The organism is Cellulomonas sp. P1_C4 (assembly GCF_056406355.1).
Genome location: NZ_JBFUAI010000007.1, coordinates 69,378 through 93,422 on the forward strand (window position 1 = coordinate 69,378; position 24,045 = coordinate 93,422).

The 24,045-nt window shown below is 72.8% G+C and carries 23 protein-coding genes and 1 riboswitch; of the genes, 14 read left to right on the forward strand and 9 right to left on the reverse strand.

Annotated elements, in window-relative coordinates:
- Positions 1 to 23 precede the first annotated feature (23 nt).
- Genes dcd through AC1DYZ_RS07030 form a run of 4 tightly spaced genes read left to right on the forward strand, consistent with a single transcriptional unit; the run spans position 24 to position 2,715 of the window.
- Positions 24 to 599 carry a dCTP deaminase gene (gene dcd / locus AC1DYZ_RS07015; protein ID WP_477064488.1) on the forward strand — a complete coding sequence of 192 codons (576 nt, stop codon included), beginning with the start codon at positions 24 to 26 and terminating at the stop codon, positions 597 to 599.
- Positions 600 to 602: 3 nt separating this feature from the next.
- Positions 603 to 1,739, forward strand: coding sequence for a hypothetical protein (locus AC1DYZ_RS07020; protein WP_477064489.1), 1,137 nt, complete (start codon positions 603 to 605; stop codon positions 1,737 to 1,739).
- Between the two features lie 2 nt (positions 1,740 to 1,741).
- On the forward strand, positions 1,742 to 2,257 hold the full coding sequence (locus tag AC1DYZ_RS07025; protein ID WP_477064490.1) for an AAA family ATPase: 516 nt from the start codon (positions 1,742 to 1,744) through the stop codon (positions 2,255 to 2,257).
- Entirely contained in the window at positions 2,254 to 2,715 is a 462-nt protein-coding gene (locus tag AC1DYZ_RS07030; RefSeq protein ID WP_477064491.1) for an NUDIX hydrolase, read from the forward strand. The genes AC1DYZ_RS07025 and AC1DYZ_RS07030 overlap by 4 nt, the downstream gene beginning before the upstream one ends.
- On the opposite strand, the gene AC1DYZ_RS07035 is transcribed toward AC1DYZ_RS07030, so the two are convergent.
- The 5 genes from AC1DYZ_RS07035 to AC1DYZ_RS07055 all read right to left on the reverse strand — a co-directional run bounded on the left by AC1DYZ_RS07035 (position 2,708) and on the right by AC1DYZ_RS07055 (position 6,893).
- Positions 2,708 to 3,523 carry an MBL fold metallo-hydrolase gene (locus AC1DYZ_RS07035; RefSeq protein ID WP_477064492.1) on the reverse strand — a complete coding sequence of 272 codons (816 nt, stop codon included), beginning with the start codon at positions 3,521 to 3,523 and terminating at the stop codon, positions 2,708 to 2,710. The two genes, AC1DYZ_RS07030 and AC1DYZ_RS07035, sit on opposite strands and share 8 nt — an antisense overlap.
- A gap of 73 nt (positions 3,524 to 3,596) precedes the next feature.
- Complete coding sequence (locus AC1DYZ_RS07040; protein ID WP_477064493.1) at positions 3,597 to 4,145, reverse strand: DinB family protein; 549 nt, start codon at positions 4,143 to 4,145, stop codon at positions 3,597 to 3,599.
- A gap of 41 nt (positions 4,146 to 4,186) precedes the next feature.
- Complete coding sequence (locus tag AC1DYZ_RS07045) at positions 4,187 to 4,669, reverse strand: hypothetical protein (RefSeq protein WP_477064494.1); 483 nt, start codon at positions 4,667 to 4,669, stop codon at positions 4,187 to 4,189.
- Positions 4,666 to 5,013 (reverse strand): VOC family protein, encoded by a 348-nt coding sequence (locus tag AC1DYZ_RS07050; protein WP_477064495.1) that lies wholly within the window; start codon positions 5,011 to 5,013, stop codon positions 4,666 to 4,668. Before AC1DYZ_RS07050 ends, AC1DYZ_RS07045 begins: the two co-directional genes overlap by 4 nt.
- Positions 5,010 to 6,893: an ABC transporter ATP-binding protein gene (locus AC1DYZ_RS07055; protein WP_477064606.1), complete on the reverse strand. Its 1,884-nt coding sequence runs from the start codon at positions 6,891 to 6,893 to the stop codon at positions 5,010 to 5,012. Before AC1DYZ_RS07055 ends, AC1DYZ_RS07050 begins: the two co-directional genes overlap by 4 nt.
- Positions 6,894 to 7,002: 109 nt before the next feature.
- Here AC1DYZ_RS07055 and AC1DYZ_RS07060 point away from each other — a divergent pair, with 109 nt between their 5' ends.
- Both AC1DYZ_RS07060 and AC1DYZ_RS07065 read left to right on the forward strand, forming a co-directional pair.
- On the forward strand, positions 7,003 to 7,419 hold the full coding sequence (locus tag AC1DYZ_RS07060; protein ID WP_477064496.1) for a MarR family winged helix-turn-helix transcriptional regulator: 417 nt from the start codon (positions 7,003 to 7,005) through the stop codon (positions 7,417 to 7,419).
- 49 nt (positions 7,420 to 7,468) lie between these two features.
- A complete protein-coding gene (locus AC1DYZ_RS07065) occupies positions 7,469 to 8,734 on the forward strand; it encodes a threonine/serine exporter family protein (RefSeq protein ID WP_477064497.1) in 1,266 nt (421 codons plus the stop codon).
- Here AC1DYZ_RS07065 and AC1DYZ_RS07070 read toward each other — a convergent pair whose 3' ends face one another.
- Complete coding sequence (locus AC1DYZ_RS07070; protein ID WP_477064498.1) at positions 8,735 to 10,516, reverse strand: ABC transporter ATP-binding protein; 1,782 nt, start codon at positions 10,514 to 10,516, stop codon at positions 8,735 to 8,737. It lies immediately after the preceding gene.
- A gap of 210 nt (positions 10,517 to 10,726) precedes the next feature.
- Here AC1DYZ_RS07070 and AC1DYZ_RS07075 point away from each other — a divergent pair, with 210 nt between their 5' ends.
- On the forward strand, positions 10,727 to 12,751 hold the full coding sequence (locus AC1DYZ_RS07075; RefSeq protein ID WP_477064499.1) for a penicillin acylase family protein: 2,025 nt from the start codon (positions 10,727 to 10,729) through the stop codon (positions 12,749 to 12,751).
- Between the two features lie 4 nt (positions 12,752 to 12,755).
- Here AC1DYZ_RS07075 and AC1DYZ_RS07080 read toward each other — a convergent pair whose 3' ends face one another.
- The gene (locus AC1DYZ_RS07080) at positions 12,756 to 13,193 is read right to left on the reverse strand and encodes a pyridoxamine 5'-phosphate oxidase family protein (protein ID WP_477064500.1); all 438 of its coding nucleotides are present in this window, start codon (positions 13,191 to 13,193) and stop codon (positions 12,756 to 12,758) included.
- Complete coding sequence (locus tag AC1DYZ_RS07085; RefSeq protein WP_477064501.1) at positions 13,190 to 15,271, reverse strand: (Fe-S)-binding protein; 2,082 nt, start codon at positions 15,269 to 15,271, stop codon at positions 13,190 to 13,192. Before AC1DYZ_RS07085 ends, AC1DYZ_RS07080 begins: the two co-directional genes overlap by 4 nt.
- A gap of 336 nt (positions 15,272 to 15,607) precedes the next feature.
- Between AC1DYZ_RS07085 and AC1DYZ_RS07090 the strand changes: the two genes are divergently transcribed.
- The 7 genes from AC1DYZ_RS07090 to AC1DYZ_RS07120 are packed head-to-tail and all read left to right on the forward strand — an operon-like array spanning position 15,608 to position 23,554.
- Positions 15,608 to 18,697 carry a Na+/H+ antiporter subunit A gene (locus tag AC1DYZ_RS07090; protein ID WP_477064502.1) on the forward strand — a complete coding sequence of 1,030 codons (3,090 nt, stop codon included), beginning with the start codon at positions 15,608 to 15,610 and terminating at the stop codon, positions 18,695 to 18,697.
- Positions 18,698 to 18,702: 5 nt separating this feature from the next.
- Positions 18,703 to 19,188, forward strand: coding sequence for a Na(+)/H(+) antiporter subunit C (locus AC1DYZ_RS07095; protein WP_477064503.1), 486 nt, complete (start codon positions 18,703 to 18,705; stop codon positions 19,186 to 19,188).
- Positions 19,185 to 20,729 carry a Na+/H+ antiporter subunit D gene (locus AC1DYZ_RS07100; protein ID WP_477064504.1) on the forward strand — a complete coding sequence of 515 codons (1,545 nt, stop codon included), beginning with the start codon at positions 19,185 to 19,187 and terminating at the stop codon, positions 20,727 to 20,729. The genes AC1DYZ_RS07095 and AC1DYZ_RS07100 overlap by 4 nt, the downstream gene beginning before the upstream one ends.
- The gene (locus tag AC1DYZ_RS07105; protein WP_456825664.1) at positions 20,726 to 21,277 is read left to right on the forward strand and encodes a Na+/H+ antiporter subunit E; all 552 of its coding nucleotides are present in this window, start codon (positions 20,726 to 20,728) and stop codon (positions 21,275 to 21,277) included. The genes AC1DYZ_RS07100 and AC1DYZ_RS07105 overlap by 4 nt, the downstream gene beginning before the upstream one ends.
- On the forward strand, positions 21,274 to 21,684 hold the full coding sequence (locus AC1DYZ_RS07110; protein ID WP_477064505.1) for an MrpF/PhaF family protein: 411 nt from the start codon (positions 21,274 to 21,276) through the stop codon (positions 21,682 to 21,684). Before AC1DYZ_RS07105 ends, AC1DYZ_RS07110 begins: the two co-directional genes overlap by 4 nt.
- Positions 21,681 to 22,070, forward strand: coding sequence for a monovalent cation/H(+) antiporter subunit G (mnhG, locus tag AC1DYZ_RS07115; protein WP_456825662.1), 390 nt, complete (start codon positions 21,681 to 21,683; stop codon positions 22,068 to 22,070). The genes AC1DYZ_RS07110 and mnhG overlap by 4 nt, the downstream gene beginning before the upstream one ends.
- A complete protein-coding gene (locus tag AC1DYZ_RS07120; RefSeq protein WP_477064506.1) occupies positions 22,067 to 23,554 on the forward strand; it encodes a phytoene desaturase family protein in 1,488 nt (495 codons plus the stop codon). Before mnhG ends, AC1DYZ_RS07120 begins: the two co-directional genes overlap by 4 nt.
- Here AC1DYZ_RS07120 and AC1DYZ_RS07125 read toward each other — a convergent pair.
- Positions 23,508 to 23,798, reverse strand: coding sequence for a DUF4235 domain-containing protein (locus AC1DYZ_RS07125; protein ID WP_477064507.1), 291 nt, complete (start codon positions 23,796 to 23,798; stop codon positions 23,508 to 23,510). The genes AC1DYZ_RS07120 and AC1DYZ_RS07125 overlap by 47 nt on opposite strands.
- 87 nt (positions 23,799 to 23,885) lie before the next feature.
- Positions 23,886 to 24,001, forward strand: a riboswitch (TPP riboswitch).
- Positions 24,002 to 24,045: the final 44 nt, after the last annotated feature.

Below are 24,045 nucleotides of genomic sequence, written 5' to 3' on the forward strand. Positions count from 1 at the left end.
GCCAACCGGACTACCGTGGCCCCGTGCTGCTCTCCGACCGCGACATCAAGGCCGAGCTCGAGTCGGGCCGCGTGGCCCTCGACCCCTACGAGCCCGCCATGCTCCAGCCCTCCAGCATCGACGTGCGGCTCGACCGGTACTTCCGGCTGTTCGACAACCACAAGTACCCGTTCATCGACCCCGCGGCCGACCAGCCCGAGCTGACGCGGCTGGTCGAGGTCTCCGCGGGCGAGTCCTTCGTCCTGCACCCCGGTGAGTTCGTGCTCGGGTCCACGTACGAGGCCGTGACGCTTCCCGACGACATCGCCGCACGGCTCGAGGGCAAGTCCTCGCTCGGACGGCTTGGGCTGCTCACGCACTCGACGGCGGGTTTCATCGACCCCGGCTTCTCCGGTCACGTGACGCTCGAGCTGTCCAACGTGGCGACGCTGCCGATCCTGCTGTGGCCCGGCATGAAGATCGGGCAGATGTGCTTCTTCCGGCTGTCGTCGGCCTCCGAGCACCCCTACGGGTCGTCCGAGTACGGCTCGCGCTACCAGGGCCAGCGGGGCCCGACGGCGTCGCGGTCGTGGCAGAACTTCCACCGGACGGACGTCTGAGCCATGGCGAGCCTGCCTCGTCTCAGGGCTGAGGACCCCGCGCTGCGGGCCCGGCACATCCTCGCGCTGCCCGACGACGTGGGGGTCGACGAGGTCGAGGTGCTGGCCATCAGCCGGTTCGCGCAGGCGCGCTGGGAGGACGGCGAGCTTCCGCAGCCCCGCGGGATCATGGGGCCGATGACGGCGGCGCTCGGCATCCGCGCCGTCGGCTCGTCCATCACGCCGGCCCGTTCGCTGCGGCTCGCCCGCCTCTCGACGCTCACGGGTCCGTACCGGGTCGAGGCCGACGACGCCGTGAGCCTGGGCCTGCCGACGACGTCGGCCCTCGCCTACGTGCTGGCCTGCCCGCGCGAGCGCGGCGAGCCGCCGTACCCCGGCGGGGACCGTGACGGGCTCAAGCGCGCGTTCCCGGAGGCGATGCCCATCCGCGAGGAGGAGCGGGTGCTGCAGTGGCTCGTTGCCGCCGCGCGCCGGCTCGGCGGCTCGGTGCGCACGGGCGAGCTCGGCATCGTGCTCACGCCCGACGTGGACAGCGCGATCGACCTCACGGTGCTGGCCGACTCGTGGCTCGAGCCCGCCGAGGCCCTCGCGGTCGTGCAGTCGGTGCTGCCGCGCGCGCGGCTCAGCGAGGTGACCGGCACCTGGACCGGACCGCAACCCGGGGTCGGCCGCGACTCCGGCGACCGCCCGGAGTGGGTCGCCGAGGCCGGCGGGCGCGGGCTGTCGGCCGCGCTGGAGCAGCACGGGGTCACCGACGAGGTCGAGCGCAAGCGGCTGCTCGACGAGGCGGCCGCCTACGACGAGATCATGATCGCGGTGCCGCCGGCGCCTGAGGCCTACGGGGTGCTCGTCGACCTCGCCCACGACGGCACGCTCTCCGTGGAGGCGGGCGCCGAGACCTCGCTACCGCCCCTGATGCGCGGCCTGCCGTGGACCGTGGGCGGCGTCGTCGCGTACCGCGTGCACTGGGAGCCGCCGTTCATCGAGGAGCTCGAGGCCGAGCGACCGTCGTTCGAGCACCGCGTCGCCCGGTCCCGTGCCGCCCCGCTGGTGCAGGCCGTCGCCCGCGCCGTGCACGGGGCGATCGGCGGGGAGATCGCCGACGAGGCCGACTTCCTGGTCGACCCCGAGGACGTCTGACCGTGGCCGGTTCGGTAGTCCTGATCACGGGGGTCATGGCCGCCGGGAAGTCGACCGTCGCGCAGCTGCTGGCCGAGCGGCTGCCGCGCTCGGTGCACGTGCGCGGGGACGTGTTCCGGCGGATGGTCGTGTCGGGACGCGCCGAGATGGTGCCGGAGGGCTCCGACGTGGCCGTCGCCCAGCTGCGGCTGCGGTACCGGCTGGCGGCGCTCGTGGCCGACGAGTACGCCGATGCCGGGTTCACGGCCGTCGTGCAGGACATCGCGCTCGGCGACGACCTGCCGGCGTGGGTGGCGATGTTCCGGCACCGGCCGCAGGTGGTCGTGCTGGCGCCGTCGGCGGCTGCCGTGCACGCGCGCGAGGCCGGACGGACCAAGACCGGCTACGGGACGTGGACCGTCGAGGAGCTCGACCGCGGGCTGCGCGACGGCACCCCGCGGATCGGGCTGTGGCTCGACACCTCCGACCTCACGCCGTCCGAGACCGTCGACGCGATCCTCGCGGGTCTGGCGCGGTGACCGCGCGGACGAGTGCCGGGATCCTCCTCTTCCGGCGGACGGCAGGTCTCGAGGTGCTGCTCGGGCACATGGGCGGTCCGTTCTGGGCGCGCAAGGACGCGGGCGCGTGGACGATCCCGAAGGGAGAGCCGTCCCCCGGCGAAGACCCCTGGGTCACCGCCCGGCGTGAGTTCGCCGAGGAGCTCGGGGTGCCCGCGCCGGACGCTCGGCCCGTCCCGCTCGGGGACGTCAAGCAGAGCGGCGGCAAGGTCGTCACGGCGTGGGCGCTCGAGGGGGACCTCGACGCGTCGGCGATCGCGAGCAACCTGGTCGAGATCGCGTGGCCGCCGCGGTCGGGGCGGACGCTCATGGTGCCGGAGCTCGACCGGGCGGGCTGGTTCGCGCCCGACGAGGCGCGGCGGCTCGTCGTGACCGCGCAGGCCGCGTTCGTGGACCGGCTGGAGGACGCGCTCAGGTGAGGTGGTCGAAGGCGCCGTCGACCCAGCCGATGTGGCGGTCGGCCGAGCGGCGGACGACGTCCTTGGCGTCCGAGGCGATCACGTTGGTGAAGTTGCCGTAGAGGCGGTCGAACTCGAAGCGGTCCACGTGGTCGGCGACACGGCGGGCGACCGCGCCGGACAGCGGCAGGTGGTTCGGGTAGCTGCGCATGAAGGCGACCGACGAGCGGTCGGGGTTGGCGAAGACCGTGTCGCCCGTGAGCAGGACGCCCTTCCCGCCTGCGCCGGCCGACCAGTGCGCGATCGCGCTGCCGGGGAAGTGGCCGCCGGGCTGGGACAGGGTCACGCCCGGCAGGATCTGCTCCTCGCCGGACCAGGTGCGGATGACGGGATCGGGGCGGTTGACCCACCCGGCGTCGGCCTCGGCGACCAGCACGTCGGCGCCGCCGAGCGCGCGGCTCCACTCGACCTGCGCGCCGAACATGTGCGGGTGGCTCGCGGCGATGAACCGGACCGTCCCCATTGCCGCGATCGCGTCGACCACGTCGTCGTCGAGGAAGCCGATCGGGTCCCACAGCAGGCTGCCCTCGGGCGTGACCAGCAGCTTCGACTGCTGGCCGATGCCGGCGGACGGGGAGCTCGTGACGGCGAACAGGTCGGGTTCGAGCGGGGCGATCGACGCCTTGTAGCCCTCCGCTCGGAGCTCGTCCAGCGTGGTCCAGCGCTGACCGGTGGCGGGTACCCACTGGCGTTCGTCGGCGCAGATCGCGCAGACGTCGAACTGCTCGGCGCTCTCGACGGCACACGTGGCGCAGATCCAGAAGGACATGTGCGTCACGCTAGCCGGAGGTAGAGGTCCCTGAGGAGGGCGATCTCGGCGCCGTGGTGGACGACCTCCTGGTTCATCCACCAGACGGTGTCGAGGAACAGATCGTCCGGGTCGGAGCCGTTGGGATAGGTGCTGTAGCCGACGGTGTCGAGGCGGCATCGTCTGCCCCCAGGAGCGTCGCACGCCACGCGTCGAGTGCGGCGGCGAGGTGGGCGATCGCGCCGGCGGCGGTGCCCTGCGGCTCGTCGGCCGCCTCGGTGTGCGTGTGGGAGCCGTCGGTGTGGTCCGCGCGCCCGGCCAGCGTCTTGGTCAGGTGGTTGATCCGCCAGCCGATGCTCGTGACCGGCGGCGGCCACGGGTGCGGGCGGCCGCCGTCGTGACCCCACTCGCCGGACCCGACCAGCCGCGTCGCGCCCAGCCCCCCCGGTCCGTCCACCTGCCGGCGGATCGTCCAGGCACCCGGGACCGGCTCCCAGAGGAGCTCGGCGTCGGTCAGGGGCGGGACCTCGACCTGCTCGCCGTCGCCGCTGTCCACGGTCGGGCCGGTGAGGCGGTGCAGGAGGCGCTCGCTGGCGAAGTCGTACTCGGCCAGCAGGGGGGCGAGGCGTGGGGGGACGGTCATGCCCCGACCGTTCACCCTGGGCTCGTCCGCCGCAACAGGATTCAGGAGAGGCCCAGGGTCGCGAGGGTCGCAGGGTCGAGGGGCACCGAGTTGTGCGGGGTGGCGACGGCGCGGCCCTCCTCGACCGCATAGAAGCCCTGATCGATGTTCACCGGTGTCGGTGGCGCGTCGTCCCCGGGGTCGGCCAGCAGGATCACGTACTCGTCGCCGACGTCCAGCCCCAGCTGCACGACGTCGTCGCAGCGGGTGTAGGCGATCTCGAGGGACGATCCGGGGGCCGCGTCGCCCTGGGAGGTCGCCGCGACGTCGACGGTCGCGACCGTACGCGGGAAGCCCTGGGAGTCGTCGTCGGCCATCGCGGTGAACGTGCCCCGCACGATGAGGTCGGCGCTGGCCTCGAGCTCCGCGGTCGTGGCGTAGGAGGGGTAGTCGGCGGCGCAGGACGCCCCGGACGCGCCCGGCACGCATGCCGCGACACCGAGGACGAGGACCACGGGGACGAGCAAGGCGGCGGTGCGCCTCACGCGGGCTTCACCACGCACCACTCGTTGCCCTCGGGGTCGAGCAGGACCTGGAACGAGCCTGCGGTGTCGACGTGGATCTCGCCGACCCGCGTCGCGCCCAGGGCCTCGGCCTGCGCCGTGGCCTCGGCGATGTCGGCCACCTCGACGTCGAGGTGGACCCGGTTCTTCACGACCTTGCCCTCGGGGACCTTCTGGAACGCGACGCGGGTCCAGCCCGGCGGGTCGACGTAGTGCCAGCCGCCGTCGCGACCTGCGGGTTCACCGCCGAGGACGTCGGCCCAGAAGCGCGCGAGCGCCGGCGGGTTCGCGCAGTCGAAGACGACCTCGTCGATGCGTCCGATCATGCGGCGACGGTAGCGGTCCCCTCGAACTGCGTCCGGTAGAGCTCCGCGTACACGCCGCCGCGCGCGAGCAGCTCGGCGTGCGTGCCCTGGTCGATGACGCTGCCGGCCTCGATCACGACGATGGAGTCGGCCTGGCGGATGGTCGACAGCCGGTGGGCGATGACGATGCTCGTGCGGCCGACGAGGGCCTCGTCCAGCGCGGCCTGCACCGCGGCCTCCGACTCGGAGTCGAGGTGAGCGGTGGCTTCGTCGAGCACCACCACGTCGGGGGCCTTGAGCAGCAGACGGGCGATCGCCAGGCGCTGCCGCTCGCCGCCGGAGAGGCGGTAGCCCCGGTCGCCGACGACGGTGTGGATGCCGTCGGGCAGGCTGGCGACGAGGTCCGCGATGTGCGCCTGCCGGAGCGCGCGCTCGATGTCGTCGTCGGTGGCCTCGGGCCGGGCGTAGCGCAGGTTCTCCGCGATGGTGTCGTGGAAGAGGTGCGCCTCCTGGCTGACGACGCCGACGGTGGCGCGCAGCGAGGCGTGCGTGACGTCGCGCAGGTCGGTGCCGGCGATCTTCACGGAGCCGCGGGTCGGGTCGTACATGCGCGTGACCAGCTGCGAGATGGTCGTCTTGCCCGCGCCCGAGTGGCCGACGAGCGCGACCATGTGGCCGGCGGGCACCGAGAAGCTGATGTCGCGCAGCGTGTCGTCGATCGGCTCGTGGCGCAGGGTCGCGACGGACTCGAGGCTGGCCAGCGAGACCTCGTCGGCACCCGGGTAGCGGAAGCCGACGGCGTCGAGCTCGACGCTCGCGCCGCGCTCCTGCACCTGCGGCCGCAGGTCGACGGCGTCCGGCTTCTCGGCGACGGTCGGCTCGAGGTCGAGCACCTCGAGCACACGCTCGAAGCTGACCAGCGCGGTCATGACGTCCACCTGGACGTTGGACATCGCGGTGAGCGGGCCGTAGAGGCGGCCGAGGTAGGCGGTGAGGGCGACGACGACGCCGACCGTGAGCTGCCCGCGGATCGCCATGACCCCGCCGAGGCCGTAGACGATCGCGACGGCGACGGACGCCAGCGTGGTCAGGCCGACGCGGAACCAGGTGGAGTACAGGGCGCGCGTGACGCCGATGTCGCGGACGCGGCCGACGTGGGCGGCGTAGTTTGCCGACTCCCGCTCGGGGTCCCCGAAGATCTTCACGAGGTGCGCGCCGGCGACGTTGAAGCGCTCGTTCATGATCTGCGCGGCGTCGGCGTTGATCTCGTAGCTCTCGCGCGTGATCTTCGCGATCTTCTTGCCGAACCAGCGGGCGGGGAACACGAAGGCGGGCAGCAGGATCAGGCTCAGCAGCGTCAGCTGCCACGACATGCTCAGCATCGCCGCGAGCACGAAGACGATGGTCAGCGAGTTGCTCACCACGTTCTGCAGGGTGCTGGTGAACGCCTGCTGCGCGCCGAGGACGTCGCCGTTGAGCCGCTGCACGAGCGCGCCGGTCTTGGCGCGGCTGAAGAACGCGAGCGGCATGCGCTGCACGTGGTCGAACACCGCGGTGCGCAGGTCGAGGATCAGCCCCTCGCCCACCTGCGACGACACCCAGCGGTCGGCGACGGACAGTCCGGCGCCGATGATGGCGAGGGCGGCGACGGCCGCCGCGATGCCCAGCACGAGGGCCGTGTTGCCCTTGTTGATGCCGTCGTCGATGAGGTTCTTGAACAGCAGCGGGGTCACCGCGCCGGCGGCGGCCTCGAGGGCGATGAGGACGACGAAGACCGCGAGCTTGGCGCGGTACGGACGGGCGAACTCGAGGATGCGCTTGAGGGTGTCGCGCGTGAGCTTGTGCTCCGAGACCGAACGGTCCTTGGCGAAGCTGCGCATGTTCGGGCTTCCGGTGGCCATCGACACGGGCCCACCTCCTTCTGGTGCCGCGTTGTGGGGGCTCCGCGCGGCCGATGCTGAGGTTAACTCACTATGTGCTTGGTTCACAACATGCGGTAACCTCACCGCCGTGGACGATTCGGGGGAGCTGCTCGAGCTGCTCTACGGCGTGCTCCGGGGCGTGCGGCGTGATGCCGCCGAGCGGCTGGAGCTCCAGGGCACCACGCCCGGGCAGCTGCGCCTGCTGCGGACGCTCGAGAAGTGCGACGGGCCGCGGCGTCTCGGGGAGCTCGCGGCGGCGTTGGACGTCGCGCCGCGGTCGGTGACCTCGAAGGTCGATGTCGCCGAGCAGGACGGGCTGGTCCGCCGACTGCCCGATCCGACCGATCGGCGCGCCACCCTGCTGGAGCTGACCCCGTCCGGGCGCGCCTTGCTGGCGGCGATCTCCGCGCAGCGGCACGAGGGCGCGGCGGAGCGGCTGGGGCGGTTGTCGCCCGACGAGCAGGCGGAGCTGCTGCGGATGCTCCGCGTGGTTGCGGGCCCGTAGCGGGACGATCGGCCCCGTGGACGGGCCACGCACACGACATCATGGGGTCGTGCCCAGGACGCCGGACGACGACGAGCTCGAGCTGATCCGTCGTTCCGGCGTGGTGCTGAAGGTCGGGCGGCTGAGCCTGTCGGCCGGCACCGGCGCGTACCGGGTCAAGGCGTCGATGGCGCGGGTCGCCCGCGCGCTCGGGATCCAGCGGCACGAGGCGCACGTGACGCTCACGGAGATCACGACCACGTCGCACCGCGAGGCGAGCTTCCGCACCGAGGTGACCGAGGTGCGCAGCATCGGCGTCGACGTCGACCGGCTCGCGGGACTGGAGCGCCTGGTCGGTCGGCTCGACACCGCGGGGCCGGCCACGGTCGAGAACGTCACGGCCGAGCTGGACCGGATCGCCGGCAAGCCGCCGCTCTACCCGGTGCCGCTCAATGCGTTGTGGGCGGCCATCGCCTGCGCGGCCTTCTCGTTCCTCAACAACGGGGGCGTCGTCGAGATCGCCGGCGTCTTCGTCGGGGCCTACCTGGGGCAGGCGCTACGGCGCACGATGCTGCACCGGAAATTCAACCAGTTCGGCGTCACCATGCTCGCCGCGACCGTGGCGTGCCTCGGCTACCTCGGGTTCGTCACGCTGCTGCAGGCGGCGGGGGTCACGGGCGGCCGGCACGAGGTCGGGTACGTGTCGGCGGTGCTGTTCCTCATCCCGGGGTTCCCGCTGGTGACCGGCTTCCTCGACCTGGCCAAGCTGGACTTCTCGGCGGCGGTCGCCCGGTTGACCTACGCGCTGATGATCCTCACGTCGGCCGGGCTGGCCGTCTGGGCGCTGTCGCTCGTCGTCGGGCTCACGCCCGACCCGCCCAGCCCGGCGGCACTCAGCGGCGGGCCGTTGATCGCGCTGCAGCTCGTCGCCAGCTTCCTCGGGGTGCTCGGCTTCGCGCTCATGTTCAACAGCCCGTGGCGCATCGCGCTCGCGGCGGCGAGCGTGGGCATGGTCGCCAACGTGCCGCGCATCCACCTGGTCGAGGCGGCGGTCCCGCCGCAGGCGGCGGCCGCCATCGCTGCGCTCGTCGTCGGCCTGCTCACGGCCGTCATCGCGCCGCGGCTCGACGTCCCGCGCATCACGGTCTACGTCCCGGCGGTCACGATCATGGTGCCCGGCGTGCTGGTCTACCGGGCGGTCTTCCACCTCTCCAACGGCGAGACCGTCGAGGCGCTGGACTACGGAGTGCAGGCCGCGCTCGTCGTCGCCGCGCTCGCCATCGGGCTCGCCGTCGCCCGGATGCTCACCGACCGCACGTGGGCGTTCGAGCGCTGATCAGACCTGCTGCGCGCGCTGCAGGCGGGCGTAGCGGCCGTCGGCGGCGAGCAGGTCGTCGTGCGTGCCGACCTCGACCACCCGGGCGTCGTCCAGGACGACGATGCGGTCGGCGGAGCGGATGGTCGACAGGCGGTGCGCGACGACGAGCGTCGTGCGGCCGCGCATGAGCCGGGCGAGGGCCTCCTTGACCGCCGCCTCCGACTCGGGGTCGAGGGCCGACGTGGCCTCGTCGAGGAGCAGGATCCGGGGGTCGCGGACCAGGGCGCGGGCGATGGCGATGCGCTGGCGCTGGCCGCCCGAGAGCCGGGCGCCGCGCTCGCCCACGACCGTGTCCCAGCCGTCGGGGAGGGCGTCGACGATCTCGGCGGCGTTGGCGTCGACGAGGGCCGCGCGCACGCGCTCGTCGGACACCTTGGGCATGCCGTAGGCGACGTTGTCGCGGATGGACCCCTCGAACAGCACCGACTCCTGCGGCACCACCGACACGTGGGTGCGGACCGAGCGCAGGTCGAGGTGAGCGGTGTCGACGCCGTCGAGGAGCAGGCGTCCGCCGGTGGGCCGCAGGAAGCCGAGCGCGAGGTTGAGCACGGTCGACTTTCCGGAACCGGAGGGGCCGACGAACGCGACGGTCTGGCCGGCCTCGATGGTCAGGTCGATGCCGTCGAGGGCGTCGGCCGTGGCGTCGGGGTACCGGAAGTGCACGTGCTCGAGCGTGAGCCGACCCTCGACGTGCTCGACGCGACGCTTGCCCGAGTTCTCCTCGAGGTCCGGCTCCTGCATGACCTCGGCGATGGACCGGACCGACTCGAGGCCCTTGGCGCCGATGGGCAGGAGCATGAGCAGGTTGGTCACCGAGCCGGTGATGAGCGCGAAGTACGAGCTGAGCAGCACCACCTGCCCGGCGGTGATGGTGATGAACCCCGTGATCGACACCCAGGCGGCGAGCACCAGGCACAGGACGCCGAGCAGCTGCAGGCTCACCCAGCTGAGCGACGCGAACCGGCCGTTGAGGACGTCGAGCCGGTAGCCGGCGGACCGGACGCCCTCGGCGCCGACCGCGACGCGCTCCTCGGCCGTGGCCTCCAGGCCGTGCGCGCGGGTGATCGGCATGAGGGTCGCCATCTCGCCCACGCGTGCGGAGAAGTGCTCGACCTCGCGCCGGAACGACTCGTTGCGCTCGCGCGACCGCTGGGCGAGCACGGCCCGCAGCAGGACGGCGAGAGGGATGGTCAGCGCATAGACGGGCAGGAACTCGGGGACGGCCAGCGCGGTCATGACGATCGCGCCGAGCATCACCATGGTCGCGCTGAGCAACGGATGCGCGATCTGCTGGAGCATCACCTCGACGTTCTCGACGTCGCGGACCACCTTGGTCTGCACGATCGAGGCGCTCACCCTGCTGTGGAAGCCGATCGACAGGCTCTGCAGCCGGGCGGTCAGCCCGTTGCGCAGGTCGGCGCCGATCTGCCGGACCGCACCCATGAAGAGCTTGGTCCACTGCACGTGGTTGGGGTAGTTCTGCAGCAGCGCGGCGACCGCGATCGCCGCCCATAGCCAGAGCTCGTTGGTCGGGCCGCCGGCGACGACGACGTCGATGACCTTGCCGGTGATCACGGGCATGAGCCAGAGCGGGATGTCCTTCAGCGTGAAGAACGCGACGGCGCTCAGCACCCGGCGGCGGTGGGCTCCGAGGAGCCGGAACACCGAGCGCACCGGGTGGGCGCCATCGATGTCGATCACGGCGAGGTGAGGGTGGGGGCCGTCGGTCACGGGTTCCATCGTGACATCGGCGGCGGGTATTGGATAGCGCATTCCTCGAGGAAGAACGGATCGATTCGACACGGTGGTCGCGGGGCGCGGTGGTGGGCTCCGTCGCGGTCGACGGATGTCCGGATCGCGCTACGTTGGCGGTGCCGAGAACCGCCTGGGTTCCGCCCACCGCCGAGAAGGGGCTCTCCGCGTGCACGAGCCGCCCGGGAACCCGACCGCATGACGGTCTACCGCGACGCGCTCGGCGTGCCCCACGTGCGCGCTGCCGACCACCTGACGCTGGCGTACGAGCAGGGACTGGTCACGGCGCGCGACCGCGGGTGGCAGATCGAGGTCGGCCGGTGGCGGGCCGAGGGGCGGCTGGCCGAGCGGGTCGGGGCCGACGGGGTCGAGTGGGACCGGTTCGCCCGGCGCGCGCGACTGGCCGACACGGCGCAGCGCGCCTACGCGGCGCTCGTCGACGAGGACCGCGCGTTCGTCGACGCGTACGTGGCGGGCGTGAACGCGGAGCTGGTGCGGCCCGTCGCCGAGCGAGCCGCGCTCGACGCGCGGTTCGGGTCCGTCACGCCGCAGGAGCCGTGGCCGGGATGGGCCCCCCTCGGGATCATGCTCGTCAACCACGCCCTCTTCTCGATGTTCCCGCGGCTCCTGTGGAACGAGCACGTGCGCCTGACGCTCGGCGAGCCCGCGATCGACCTGTTCGAGGCGGGTGAGACGGAGTCGTCGGGCTCCAACGCGTGGGCGCTGCACGGGTCGCGGACCGTGTCCGGGAGGCCGCTGCTCGCGGGCGACCCGCACCGGATGATCGAGCTGCCGGGCGTGTACCAGCAGGTCAGGCTCGCGTGCGACGAGTTCGACGTGCTCGGGCTCGCGTTCCCGGGGGTGCCGGGCGTGCAGCACTTCGGCCACACGGGGACGGCGGCGTGGGGGATCACCAACGCGATCGCGCACCACGTCGAGGTCTTCCGCGAGCGGCTCTCCGGCGACGGTCTGTCCGCGCTCGGGCCCGACGGCTGGGCGCCCGTGGCCCGGCACACCGAGACGATCCTGGTCCGTGGCGAGGCGCCGGAAACCGTCGAGGTGGTCGAGACCGACCGGGGGCCGCTTGTGCTCGACGGCCTGAGCGTCCGGTTCCCGGCCCGCGTGGCCTCCGACGTCGGGTTCTCCTGCCTGCTGCCGCTCCTCCGGTCCCGGTCCGCACGAGACGTCGCCGAAGCCCTGCGCGGTTGGGTCGATCCCGTCAACCGCGTCCTGGCGGCCGACGTCGACGGGGCCGTGCTGAGCTTCGACGCGGGCCTCGTCGTGACCCGGTCGCCGCAGGATCGCCGGCTCCCCCACGACGCCTGGTCCGACGCCGCGCGACCGGCGCCGTGGCACCGGCTGGCCGATCCCGCGCCCGTGCTCGACGTGGCGGTCGACGCGAACGAGAAGCCCGCGGCGGCCGAGCGGGACCTCGGGCGCGCGTACGTCGCGCCGCACCGGGCGCGACGGATCCGGGCGCTGCTGTCCGAGGACCGGGCGTGGACRGCCGCCGACATGAGCGAGGTCCACGGCGACACCCTCCTGGGCAGCGCCGACGAGCTGCTCGGGTGGGCCCGTCGTGCCGACGACCTCTCGCCGGAGGCCGCCGCGCTGCGCGACCGGCTGCTCGCGTGGGACCGGCACATGGCCGCGGGCAGCGCCGACGCCGGCGCGTTCGCGGTGTGGCGGACTGAGGTCGCCCGGCTTCTCGCCGCGCACCCGACCCTGGCGCCGCTGCACCGGCCGCACGGCCGCGGCGTCTTGTTCGACCCCTCGCTCGCGGTGGCGGCGCGGGTCGCCGACGCGCTGCCGCAGCTGCTGGCGGCGGAGACGCTCGGGATCGACGGGGTTGCGGTGGCCCGAGAGGCCCTGGAGCGAGCCGCGTCGTCGACCGACGAGCCCTGGGGTGACCGGCATCGCCTCCAGGCGTTACCCGTGCTGCTCGGGTACCCCGGCCCGGTGGTCGATCCGGTCGCGCTGTCCGGCGACACGGACTGCGTCCGCTGCACCGCGAGCGTGCCGGGGCTGAGCGACCGGTCGTGGCGTGGGTCCGTGGCGCGGTGGGTGTGGGACCTCGGGGACCGCCGCCGCAGCCGATGGGGGGTGCCGTTCGGCGCGTCCGGCGACCCCGACAACCCGCACGCGACCGACCAGCTGGCGACGTGGACGGCGGCGCGGTCCGTCGAGATCGAGACGGACTGGGACCTGCTCGAGGAGGAGTGAGTGGCTAGAGCCAGACCCCGTCGCGCATGAGCCAGCGGCCGGTCAGCTCATCCTCCTCGCGCCATACCTGGATGGTCCGCGGCGTGAGCCGGAAGTACGGGTACGGGGCCGACAGCGCGCGCGGGTCGAACCCGGCCTTCGCCGCGAACTCGTCGCCGAGCTCGTCGGAGACCGTCCCCAGCACCTCCACCGTCCCCTGCACGAGCACGACGTCCCTGGTCAGGCCGATCCCCACCTGCACCGACGGGTTCGTCGCGAGGTTCCGGGCTGTCGGGCTGCTGGCCGTCGTGGAGAGGATCAGCCCCTCGTCGTGCCACAGGAACGAGAGCGGCGTCAGGCGCGGCGCGCCGGTGTCGGTGTCGGTCGTCGCAACCCACCCGTCGACGTCGTGGCCGAGGCGGTAGAGCGCGTCCTGGCGGCGCTGCTCGCGGGTGCGGGTCACGGTGCCTCCTTCACGCGCTCCAGCAGGAGCAGGGCGATGTCGGTGACCTCGGGGACGCCGACGGTGTGGGACGCGGCGACGCCGTCGGAGAGCATCACGGTGCAGAACGGGCAGGCGGTCGCGACGACGTCGGCGCCCGTCGCGATCGCCTCGTCGGCCCGGACCGTGCCGATCCGCGTGCCGATCGACTCCTCCATCCACACGCGCGCACCGCCCGCGCCGCAGCAGAACGACTGCTCGCGGTTGCGCGGCATCTCGGCCAGCGCCAGGCCGGGGATCGCGCCGAGCAGCTCGCGCGGCGGGGCGTACACCTGGTTGTGCCGGCCCAGGTAGCAGGGGTCGTGGTAGGTCACCGTCCGCTCGTCGGTCGAGGCCAGCGGGGTCAGGCGGCCGTCGGCGACCAGGGTGTTGAGCAGCTCGGTGTGGTGGACCACCTCGTACCGGCCGCCCAGCTGGGGGTACTCGCGGGCGATCGTGTTGAAGCAGTGCGCGCAGGTCACGACGATCCGCTGAGCGCCGACCTCGTTCAGCATCTCGACGTTGGCGCTCGCCAGCATCTGGAACAGCAGCTCGTTGCCCGCCCGCCGCGCGGGGTCGCCCGTGCAGGACTCCCCGTCGCCCAGCACCGCGAAGCTGACGCCGGCGGTGTGCAGCAGCTCCGCGACGGCCTTCGTCGTGCGGATGGCCCGGTCCTCGTACGCGCCCGCGCAGCCGACCCAGAAGAGGTACTCGAGCTCCGCGGCCGACTCCACGTCGACGCCGACCACCGGCACGTCGAAGTCCAGCCCCTTGGCCCAGTTCAGCCGGTTCCGCGCGGGCAGCCCCCACGGGTTGCCCTGCCGCTCGAGCTTGGTGAACGTGCCGCCAAGCTCCTTGGGGAACGCCGACTCCATGAGCACCTGGTAGCGCCGCATGTCGACGATGGCGTCCACGTGCTCGATGTCGACCGGGCACTGCTGCACGCACGCGCCGCACGTGGTGCAGGCCCACAGGGCGTCCGGGTCGATGACACCGGAGCCCAGCAGGTCGAGGCCCTGGTGGGTCCCCGCCTGCAGGTACGGCGCCGTGGCGGCCGCGTGGTCCCGCAGGGCCAGCGTCACGAGCTTCGGCGAGAGCGGCTTGCCGGTCGCCCACGCCGGGCACTGGTCCTGGCAGCGGCCGCACTCGGTGCAGGTCGAGAAATCGAGCAGGCCCTTCCAGGTGAAGTCCTCGATGGCGCCGACGCCGAGGCGGGCGTCGTCGGGAAGGTCCTCGAGCGCCTCCAGGTCGACGGGCTTGCCGGCCAGCAGCATGGGCTGCAGCGGACCGAGCGCGACGCCCCCGGCCGGCTCGCGGCGCGCGTACACGTTGACGATCGCGAGGAACCGGTGCCAGGCGATCCCCATCGTGGGCTGCAGCCCGATCACGACGAACCACGACATCGACACCACGATCTTCACGGTCGCGACGACGACGATGGCGGCCTCCAACGTCGTCGTCGCCACCCCGCTCCACGACGACCCGTACCAGGCGGTCAGCGGGAAGTGCCACGCGTCCTGCGTGCCCAGCGCGTACTCGAGGCCGCGGAGCACGAGCACGCACAGCACGACGACGAGCACGGTCGCCTCGACGAAGAACGCCTGCGCCTGGTTCGACCCGAAGAACCGCGACTCGCGATCGGTGGACCCGAGGCGGACCCGCAGGGTGATCAGGACCAGGATGCCGACGAGGGACGCCCACGCGATGGCCTCGATGGCCCACTCCAGCGGCAGGAAGTTGCCGATCAGCGGCAGCGTGAATGACGGGTCCACCAGCACCTGTCCGTACCCGGTGAGCAGCGTGAGGAACAGCACCGCGAACGAGACCATCACCACCCAGTGCGCGACCTTGACCACCGGTCGGTGCTGGAACCGCCCGTGGCCGAACACCTCGCGCGCCAGCGTGGCCAAGCGCGGGCCCACCGGGGCCCACCGGCCCGGGGAAGGCCGCCCGATGCGGACGGTCCGCACGATGGCGCCCGCACCGCGCGCGAAGATCGCGACCCCGACCACGGTCGCGACGATCACGATGACCAGGCACACCAGCTGCAGCGCATCCACGCCGCCACGGTAGCGGCCGCCCGCCCGCGACTCGGGCGTGCCGAGCCCGGCCACCGTCCGACCCTGCCGCACTTGGTGCCCGTGGTGAGGGTGGGGCGGGCCACGCACCCCGCAGGCCCCTCACGTCACAAGTGTGGCGGGTTCGGACGCCCTGGCGGAGCGCCGAAGGGATGCCGTGGGAGGAGCCGTGGGAAATCCGTTGGTAGAGTCTTGACCAAATCTTCAGTGCATCGCGGGGGCGCTTTCTCCAGGTCCTCGACGCGTGCCCGTACCTGCGCCTGACCACCGACAAACGACCGACCGACCGACCACCCGCCCTACAGGACGGAGCCGGACGTGCTGCTGCTGCTCGCCGTCAACCTGGCCGCAGCCGTCGTCGCGCCCCTGCTCGTCCGGTGGATGGGCCGCAAGGCCTTCTGGGTGTTGGCCCTCGCGCCGGCCTCCGCGGCCGTCTGGGCGCTCAGCTGGACGTCGCAGGTGCAGGCCGGGCACGGGCCCGTCGAGCAGGTCGAGTGGATTCCCGTGCTGGGGCTGGAGCTCACGTTCCGGCTGGACACCCTGTCGTGGCTGATGACGCTCATCGTCGGCGGCGTCGGCGCCCTCGTGCTCGTCTACTGCTCGGCGTACTTCAAGACGAGCGCCTCGGGCCTCGGACGGTTCGGCGGCGTCTTCGTCGGGTTCTCCGGGGCGATGCTGGGCCTGGTCACGGCCGACGACATGCTGCTCATGTTCGTGTTCTGGGAGCTGACGACGGTGACGTCGTACCTGCTCATCGGCCACTACAACGAACGCAAGGCGAGCCGGCGCGCGGCCATGCAGGCCATCGTCATCACGACCGCGGGCGGCCTGGCGATGCTGGTCGGCCTGGTGCTGCTGGGCGAGGCGGCGGGCACGTACCGGCTGTCCGAGGTGATCGCGAACCCGCCGCAGGGCACCCCCGCGGTGACCGTCGCGATCGTCTGCCTGCTCGCCGGCGCGATCACCAAGTCGGCGCTGATCCCGTTCCACTTCTGGCTCCCCGCCGCGATGGCTGCGCCCACCCCGGTGAGCGCGTACCTGCACGCGGCGGCCATGGTGAAGGCCGGTGTCTACCTGGTCGCGCGGTTCGCACCGGCGTACTCGCTGGACCCGACGTGGCAGTGGACGATCGTCGTGCTCGGCTGCGGGACCATGCTGCTCGGCGGGTACAGGGCGCTGCGGCAGCATGACCTCAAGCTCATCCTGGCGTTCGGCACCGTCAGCCAGCTGGGGCTGATCATCCTGCTGGTCGGGCTCGGCACGCGGGCGACGGCGCTGGCCGGGCTGGCGCTGCTCGGCGCGCACGCGATGTTCAAGGCGGCGCTGTTCCTCGTCGTCGGCGTCGTGGATGCCGCCACCGGCACGCGCGACCTACGGCGGCTCTCGGGCGTCGGCCGCGAGCTCAAGCTGACCGCGCTCGCCGGCGCGCTGGCCACGGCGTCGATGATCGGGCTGCCCCCGTTCGCCGGGTACGTGGCCAAGGAGGCGGGGCTCGAGGCGCTCGGCGACGACACCGTGATCCTGGTCGCCGTCTCCGTCGGTTCCGTGCTGACCGTCGCGTACGGGCTGCGGCTGTGGTGGGGTGCCTTCGCGACGAAGCCCGCCGTGGTGCCCGAGGCCCTTGAGGAGTCGACCGAGCCGGGGACCTCGCTGGGCGAGGCCGCGCACGACGACGCCCGCCCGGCGGCAATCACCCACCCGTCGCTGCTGCTGGTGTGGCCGGCGATGATCCTCGCGGTGCTCGGGCTGGCCGTCGCGCTGCTGCCGCAGCTGGGCGAGCACCTGCTGCGGCCGTACGCCGACACGTATCCCGAGGGGCCGCCCGGGCACCTGGTGATCTGGGCCGGGTTCACGCCGACGTTCGTCCTCACGCTCGCGATCCTGCTGGCCGGCGCGCTGCTCTTCCTCGTCCGGGACCGCGTCGAGCGGTGGCAGTCCGGGGGCTACCGCGGGCCGGAGGCGGACGTGGTCTACCGGCGGTTCATGCGGCGGCTCGACGATGTCGCGGCCGACGTCACCGCGATCACGCAGCGCGGTTCCCTACCGCTCTACCTCGGCATGATCCTCGTGGTCTTCGTGCTCGCCGTCGGGGTGACGACGCTGGTCAGCACCACGTTCCCGACCAGCTTCACGGTCTGGGACAACCCCGCGCAGCTGGTGTTCGCCGCGGGCACGATCGTCTCCGCGCTGCTCGTCGTCCGCGCGCGGCGGCGGCTCAAGGCCGTCATTCTGCTGGGCATCGGCGGGTACTCGGTGGCCGGCCTGTACCTGCTGCACGGCGCCCCCGACCTCGCGCTCACGCAGGTGCTCGTGGAGACCGTCACGCTCGTGGTCTTCGTGCTCGTGTTGCGGCGGCTGCCCCCGTACTTCTCCGACCGGCCGCTCGCCGCCAGCCGCTGGGTCCGGCTGGCGCTCGGGCTCGCGGTCGGGCTGACCGTGGCCGGCGTCGCGCTCGTCGCGCCCGGCGCCCGGACGCACCTGCCCGTGTCCACGGACTTCGCCGAGGAGGCGGTCCTGTTCGGCGGCGGCAAGAACATCGTCAACGTCACGCTGGTCGACATTCGCGCCTGGGACACCATGGGCGAGATCTCGGTGCTGCTGGTGGCGGCCACCGGCGTCGCGTCGCTCGTCTTCCTGTCCCGACGAGCCGGCGCGATCTACCGGGCGCAGGACGCGCGCAAGGACCGCGCGGTGTGGGGCGGCACGGAGGACCCGATGGCCGAGCTGCGCCGGCCGGGCGGCGACGAGGCGCTGGTGGACGCCGGCGGGATGGTKGCCGACCGCGACGAGTCGGCGGTGCCGTCCAGCGCGGCCCGCGGACAGGAGTGGCTGCAGGCCGGCCGGACGCTCGCGCCGCAGCGGCGGTCGGTCATCTTCGAGGTCGTCGTCCGCCTGCTCTTCCACACGATGATCGTCTACTCGGTCTTCCTGCTGTTCAGCGGCCACAACGCGCCCGGCGGAGGGTTCGCGGCGGGCCTGGTCACCGGCATCGCGCTCATCGTCCGGTACCTCGCGGGCGGCCGGTACGAGCTGGGCGAGGCGGCTCCGGTGCAGCCGGGTCTGCTGCTCGGGCTCGGGCTGTTCCTGTCGGCCGGTGTCGGGCTGCTTGCGCTGTTGGCCGGCGGCGAGGTCCTGCAGTCGTGGATCATCGACATCCACCTGCCCGTGATCGGGGACCTGCACCTGGTGACGTCGCTGTTCTTCGACATCGGCGTGTACCTGGTGGTCGTGGGGCTGGTGCTCGACATCCTGCGCAGCCTCGGGGCCGAGATCGACCGGCGCGCGGAGACCGGCGAGGACCCGGTGGCCGTCGACGCCGCCGGCGGTGCGATCGACAGCGACCGGGACGTGCCGTCGCAGGTCCAGGCGGGCGCCAAGCCCGCCAGCTGGGGCGGGGGCGTGCCGTGATCGACATGAGCCCCAACATCGTCCTCGTCGTCACCATCGGCGTGCTCTTCGCCGCGGGCGTCTACCTGCTGCTCGAGCGCAGCCTGTCCCGCGTGCTCATCGGCGTCATCCTCATCGGCAACGGCGCGAACCTGCTGTTCCTCGTGGCCGGCGGCGCGGCGGGCCGGCCGCCGATCGTCGGCGCGACGCCCGAGGGGCAGATGAGCGACCCCCTGCCGCAGGCCATGGTGCTCACGGCCATCGTCATCACCCTCGGCATGACCGCGTTCCTGCTGGCCCTGGCGTACCGGTCGTGGCAGCTGCACCGGCACGACGAGGTCCAGGACGACGTCGAGGACCGCCGCATCGCCCGGCTCGCCGCGCTCGACGAGCTGGCGGTGACGGACTCCGACATGGCGGTCGGGGTCGAGACGCTGGACGAGGAGGCGGCGGAGGCTCGCGACGAGACGGACGAGGGCGCGCCCGCACGCGCTCACAGGGGGACGTCATGAGCGACCTCACCTGGATCGTCCCGCTGCCCGTCGTCATCCCGCTGTCCGCGGCCGGCCTGGCGCTGGCGCTGTACCGCCGCCCGAACGTTCAGCGGCTGGTGTCCGTCGTCGCCCTCAGCCTCGTGCTGGTGGCCAGCGTGACGCTGCTGATCCTTGCCGACGACGGCCCGCTGGTGGTCGACGTCGGCGGGTGGGCCGCGCCCGTGGGCATCGACCTGGTGGCCGACCGGCTGTCGGCCCTCATGCTCACCATCTCGAGCGCGGTCACCCTCTGCGTGCTGCTGTACTCGCTGGCACAGGGCGGCGAGGACGACGAGGAGTCCGCGCCCGTCTCGATCTACCACCCGACGTACCTGGTGCTGACCGCCGGCGTGGCCAACGCGTTCCTGTCCGGCGACCTGTTCAACATCTACGTCGGGTTCGAGATCCTGCTGGCCGCCAGCTACGTGCTCATCACCCTCGGCGGCTCCGGCGAGCGCATCCGCGCGGGGACCATCTACATCGTCGTCGCGCTGCTGTCCTCGGTGCTGTTCCTCGTCGCGATCGCGATGATCTACGCCGCCTGCGGCACCGTGAACCTGGCGCAGCTGGCGCTGCGGCTGCCCGAGATCGACCCCGGCGTGCGGCTGGTCCTCCAGGTGCTGCTGCTGCTCGCGTTCGCCATCAAGGCCGCCATCTTCCCGCTGTCCGCCTGGCTTCCGGATTCCTACCCGACCGCCCCCGCGCCCGTCACGGCGGTGTTCGCGGGCCTGCTGACCAAGGTCGGCGTGTACGCGATCATCCGCACGCAGACCTTGCTGTTCCCCGACGGGCGGCTGGACAACGCGCTCTTGTGGGCCGCCCTGGCCACGATGGTGGTGGGCATCCTCGGCGCGGTCGCGCAGGACGACATCAAGCGACTGCTCTCGTTCACGCTGGTCAGCCACATCGGCTTCATGGTGTTCGGCGTCGCGCTGGCCACCGACCTGGGGTACACCTCCGCCATCTACTACGTCGCCCACCACATCACCGTGCAGACCGCGTTGTTCCTGGTGGTGGGCCTGGTGGAGCGTGCCGGCGGCTCGACGTCGCTGACCAAGCTGGGCGGGCTGGCCAAGCTCACCCCGGTGCTCGCGATCCTCTTCTTCGTGCCCGCCATGAACCTGGCCGGCATCCCGCCCCTGTCCGGGTTCTTGGGCAAGGTCGGGCTGCTGCAAGCCGGTGTACAAGTGGGCACTCCGCTGGCGTACGTCCTGGTCGTCGGCAGCGTGCTGACGTCGTTGCTCACGCTCTACGCGCTGGTGAAGGCGTGGAACAAGGCGTTCTGGCAGGTGCCGGAGACGCCACGCCCGCCCGTGCGCCTGCCGTTCGGCATGGTCGCCCCGACCGCCGCCCTGGTCGCCGTCGGCCTTCTGCTCACCGTCGCCGCCGGTCCCCTGTACGCCTACACCGAGCGCGCGGCCGTCTCGCTCACCGAGCAGACCCCCTACGTCGACGCCGTGCTGCCCGACGGCGAGCGCGGCCAGGGCGTGTCCGACGACGTGGCGGAGGACCACCCATGAGCCTGCACCCGCGCCGACGAGCCTGGCGCACCCAGTGGGCGACGGTTGCCTGGTTGACCGTGGTCTGGGTGTTCCTGTGGGGCGACCTGTCCGTCGGCAACGTGCTGGCCGGTCTCCTCATCGCGCTGGCCGTGACCACCGGGCTGCGCATGGCACCCATCGAGTTCCACGGGCGGATCCGGCCGGTCGGGCTGGTCCGGTTGCTCGTGCGGTTCGCGGCGGACCTGGTCCGGGCGTCGTTCGAGGTGAGCCTCATCGCGCTGCGCCCTCGGTACGTGCCGCGCGGCGCGGTCATCGGCGTGCAGCTGCGCAGCCACTCGGACCTCTACCTGACCATGACCGGGGAGCTGGCCTCGCTGGTGCCCGGCTCGCTCGTCGTCGAGGCGCACCGGCTCACCGGGATGCTGTACCTGCACGTGCTCGATGTGCGCAGCAGCGGCGGGATCGAGGCGGCGCGGCAGGCCGTGCTCGACCAGGAGGAACGGGTGCTACGGGCATTCGCGTCCGACGAGGAGCTGGCCGCGGCCGGGCTGGGGGTTCGCGCATGACCGTCGTCGTCGCGATCTGCGCGGTGCTGCTCACCATCGGCTTCGCTCTGGCCGTGGTCCGGGCGGAGAAGGGCCCGTCGATGCTCGACCGGACCGTCGCGCTCGACATCGTGGTGACCACGATGATCGCGGCGGTGGCGATCTACGCCGCGGTCAATCGCCGCGCCGACGTGGTGCCGGTCCTCGTGGTGCTCTCGCTGGTCGGCTTCGTCGGGTCGGTGACCATCGCGCGGTTCGCGTCGGTGGAGCCCGAGGGCGAGGGCCGCGTGCGGACGCGCGAGGAGATCGCCGCACGGGAGGCCGAGCGGATGGACGCCGAGGACGATGCGGAGGAGAGTCGCCGCTCGGGGCGTCGTGAGGGTCCCGACGAGCACCACGGCGGCGGAGCCGAGGGAGAGGTCCGATGACGCAGGACCAGTGGACGACGGTCGCCGACGTGGCCTCCGCGGTCTGCCTGCTGGGCGGCGCGTTCCTCGCGTTCGCCGCGGGCGTGGGCGTGCTGCGGTTCCCCGACCTGCTGGCCCGCATGCACGCGGGCACCAAGCCGCAGGTGCTCGGCCTGATCCTCGTGCTCATCGGCCTCGCGCTGCGGCTGCGGTCCGGTGGGGCCGTCTGGGCGCTGGTGCTCGTGGCCGTGTTCCAGATGCTCACGGCACCCGTCGCGGCGCACATGGTCGGCCGGGCCGGGTACCGCACCGGGAAGGTCCGGCGGGACCTGCTCGTCGTCGACGAGCTCACCGACGACGTGGAGCGCGCGCAGGGTGGCGCCCGGACTGAGCGCCCCGGGTCATGATCACGCGCGACGTCGTCGTCGTCGGCTCGGGCCCCAACGGGCTCGCCGCGGCGGTCACGCTCGCCCGCGCGGGCCTGGTGGTCGAGGTCCTCGAGGCGCAGCCGACCGTCGGCGGGGGCGCACGGACGCTCGACCTCGGCCTGGCCGACGGGGTCGTGCACGACGTCTGCTCGGCCGTGCACCCGATGGCCTGGGCGTCGCCCTTCTTCCGCGCGTTCGACCTGCCGGCGCGCGGCGTCGAGCTGCTCGTGCCGGAGGCGTCGTACGCGCATCCGCTGTCCGGCGGTCGGGCCGGGATCGCGTACCGGGACCTGGCGCGCACGGTCGACGCGCTCGGAGTGGACGGCCCGGCGTGGCGGTCGCTGGTCGGCACGCTCGACGCGGACTCCGCCGTGCGGGTCGCGCTCGGCGACAAGCGGTCGGTCCCCCTGATGGACCCGCGGGCCGCGGCGAGGTTCGGGCTGGGTGTGCTCGAGCAGGGCACGCGCGCCTGGGACCGCCGGTTCGTCGACGTCGTCGCGCCAGCCCTGCTCACGGGCGTGGCCGCGCACGCGATCGGCCTCCTGCCGTCGCTCGCCGCGGCTGGCACGGCGCTCCTGCTGGCCACCCTCGGGCACGGTGACGGCGGCTGGCCGATCCCGCGCGGCGGCTCGGGGGCGATCACCGCGGCGCTCGTGGCGGACCTCGAGGCCCACGGTGGGACGGTCCGCACCGACCACCGGGTCCGCCGGTACGAGGACCTGCCGCTCGCGCACTGCTACGTCTTCGACACCACGCCCCGCGCGCTGGTGGGGGTGCTCGGCGACCGCCTGCCGCCGCGGACCCGGTCCGCCCTCGAGGCGTTCCGGTACGGCGACGCGGCGGCCAAGGTGGACTTCGTGCTCGACGGCCCGGTGCCGTGGACCGTGCCCGACGTCGGGCTCGCGGGGACCGTGCACGTCGGTGGGACGCGGGAGGAGATGGTTCGCGCCGAGGGCTTCGTGGCGCGCGGCGAGCACGCCGAGCTGCCGATGACGCTGGTCAGCGACCCGACGGTGGTCGACGGTTCGCGGGCGGCGCACGGCCGTCGTCCGCTGTGGACCTACGCGCACGTGCCGAAGGGCTCGACCGTCGACGTCACCGAGGCCGTCACCCGGCACATCGAGCGGTACGCGCCGGGCTTCCGGGACGTGGTCGTGACGTCCCGCTGCACGCCGGCCGCGCACCTGAGCGACCACAACGAGAACTACGTCGACGGCGACATCTCGGCGGGCGCCGCCAGCATCGGCCAGCTGTTCGCGCGCCCGACGCGTCGGCTGGACCCGTACTTCTCCGGCCGCGCCGGCGTCTACCTGTGCTCGGCGTCGACCCCGCCCGGCCCCGGCGTGCACGGGCTGGGCGGCTGGTACGCGGCCAGGCGCGTGCTGCGCGAGTTCGGCATCACGTCGATGCCGAGCCTCAGCTGGTCAGGCTCAGGTCCGGCTTCTCGTCGGCCTTCGCGGTGAACCGCGCGGTCCCGCGGGTGGCCAGCACCCGGGCCATCGCGACGAGCGCCCCGGCGACCCCGGCCGCGACGACGACCTCCGTCAGCGCGGCGTCGCCCTGGTCGTCGGCCTTCGGCGGCTTGTGACCGGTCCCCGCCTTCCACGCCAGGTTGAGCACCTGCTGGACGGCGAAGGCGGCTGCGATCGCCGCGACCGTACCGACGAGCTTGGCGATGAACGACTGCGTCTGCTTGGCGTCCGACATCTGATCCTCCGTGGGTGCGAGACGGGTCTGCGACGACCGTAGCCCGGCGCGCGGGTCCGTGCTGCTCAACAGCGGCGTAGGATCACCGGCGAACGACAGGGGAGCGTCGGACCCACGGGTCTGGACGCTGAGAGTGCGGACCACCGCAGACCCTCGAACCTGATCCGGTTGATACCGGCGTAGGGAGTCGGGCTTCTCAGTCCTCGCCGTCGGCCTTGCGGTCGGCGCGCGCGGGCCCCCTCCTTTC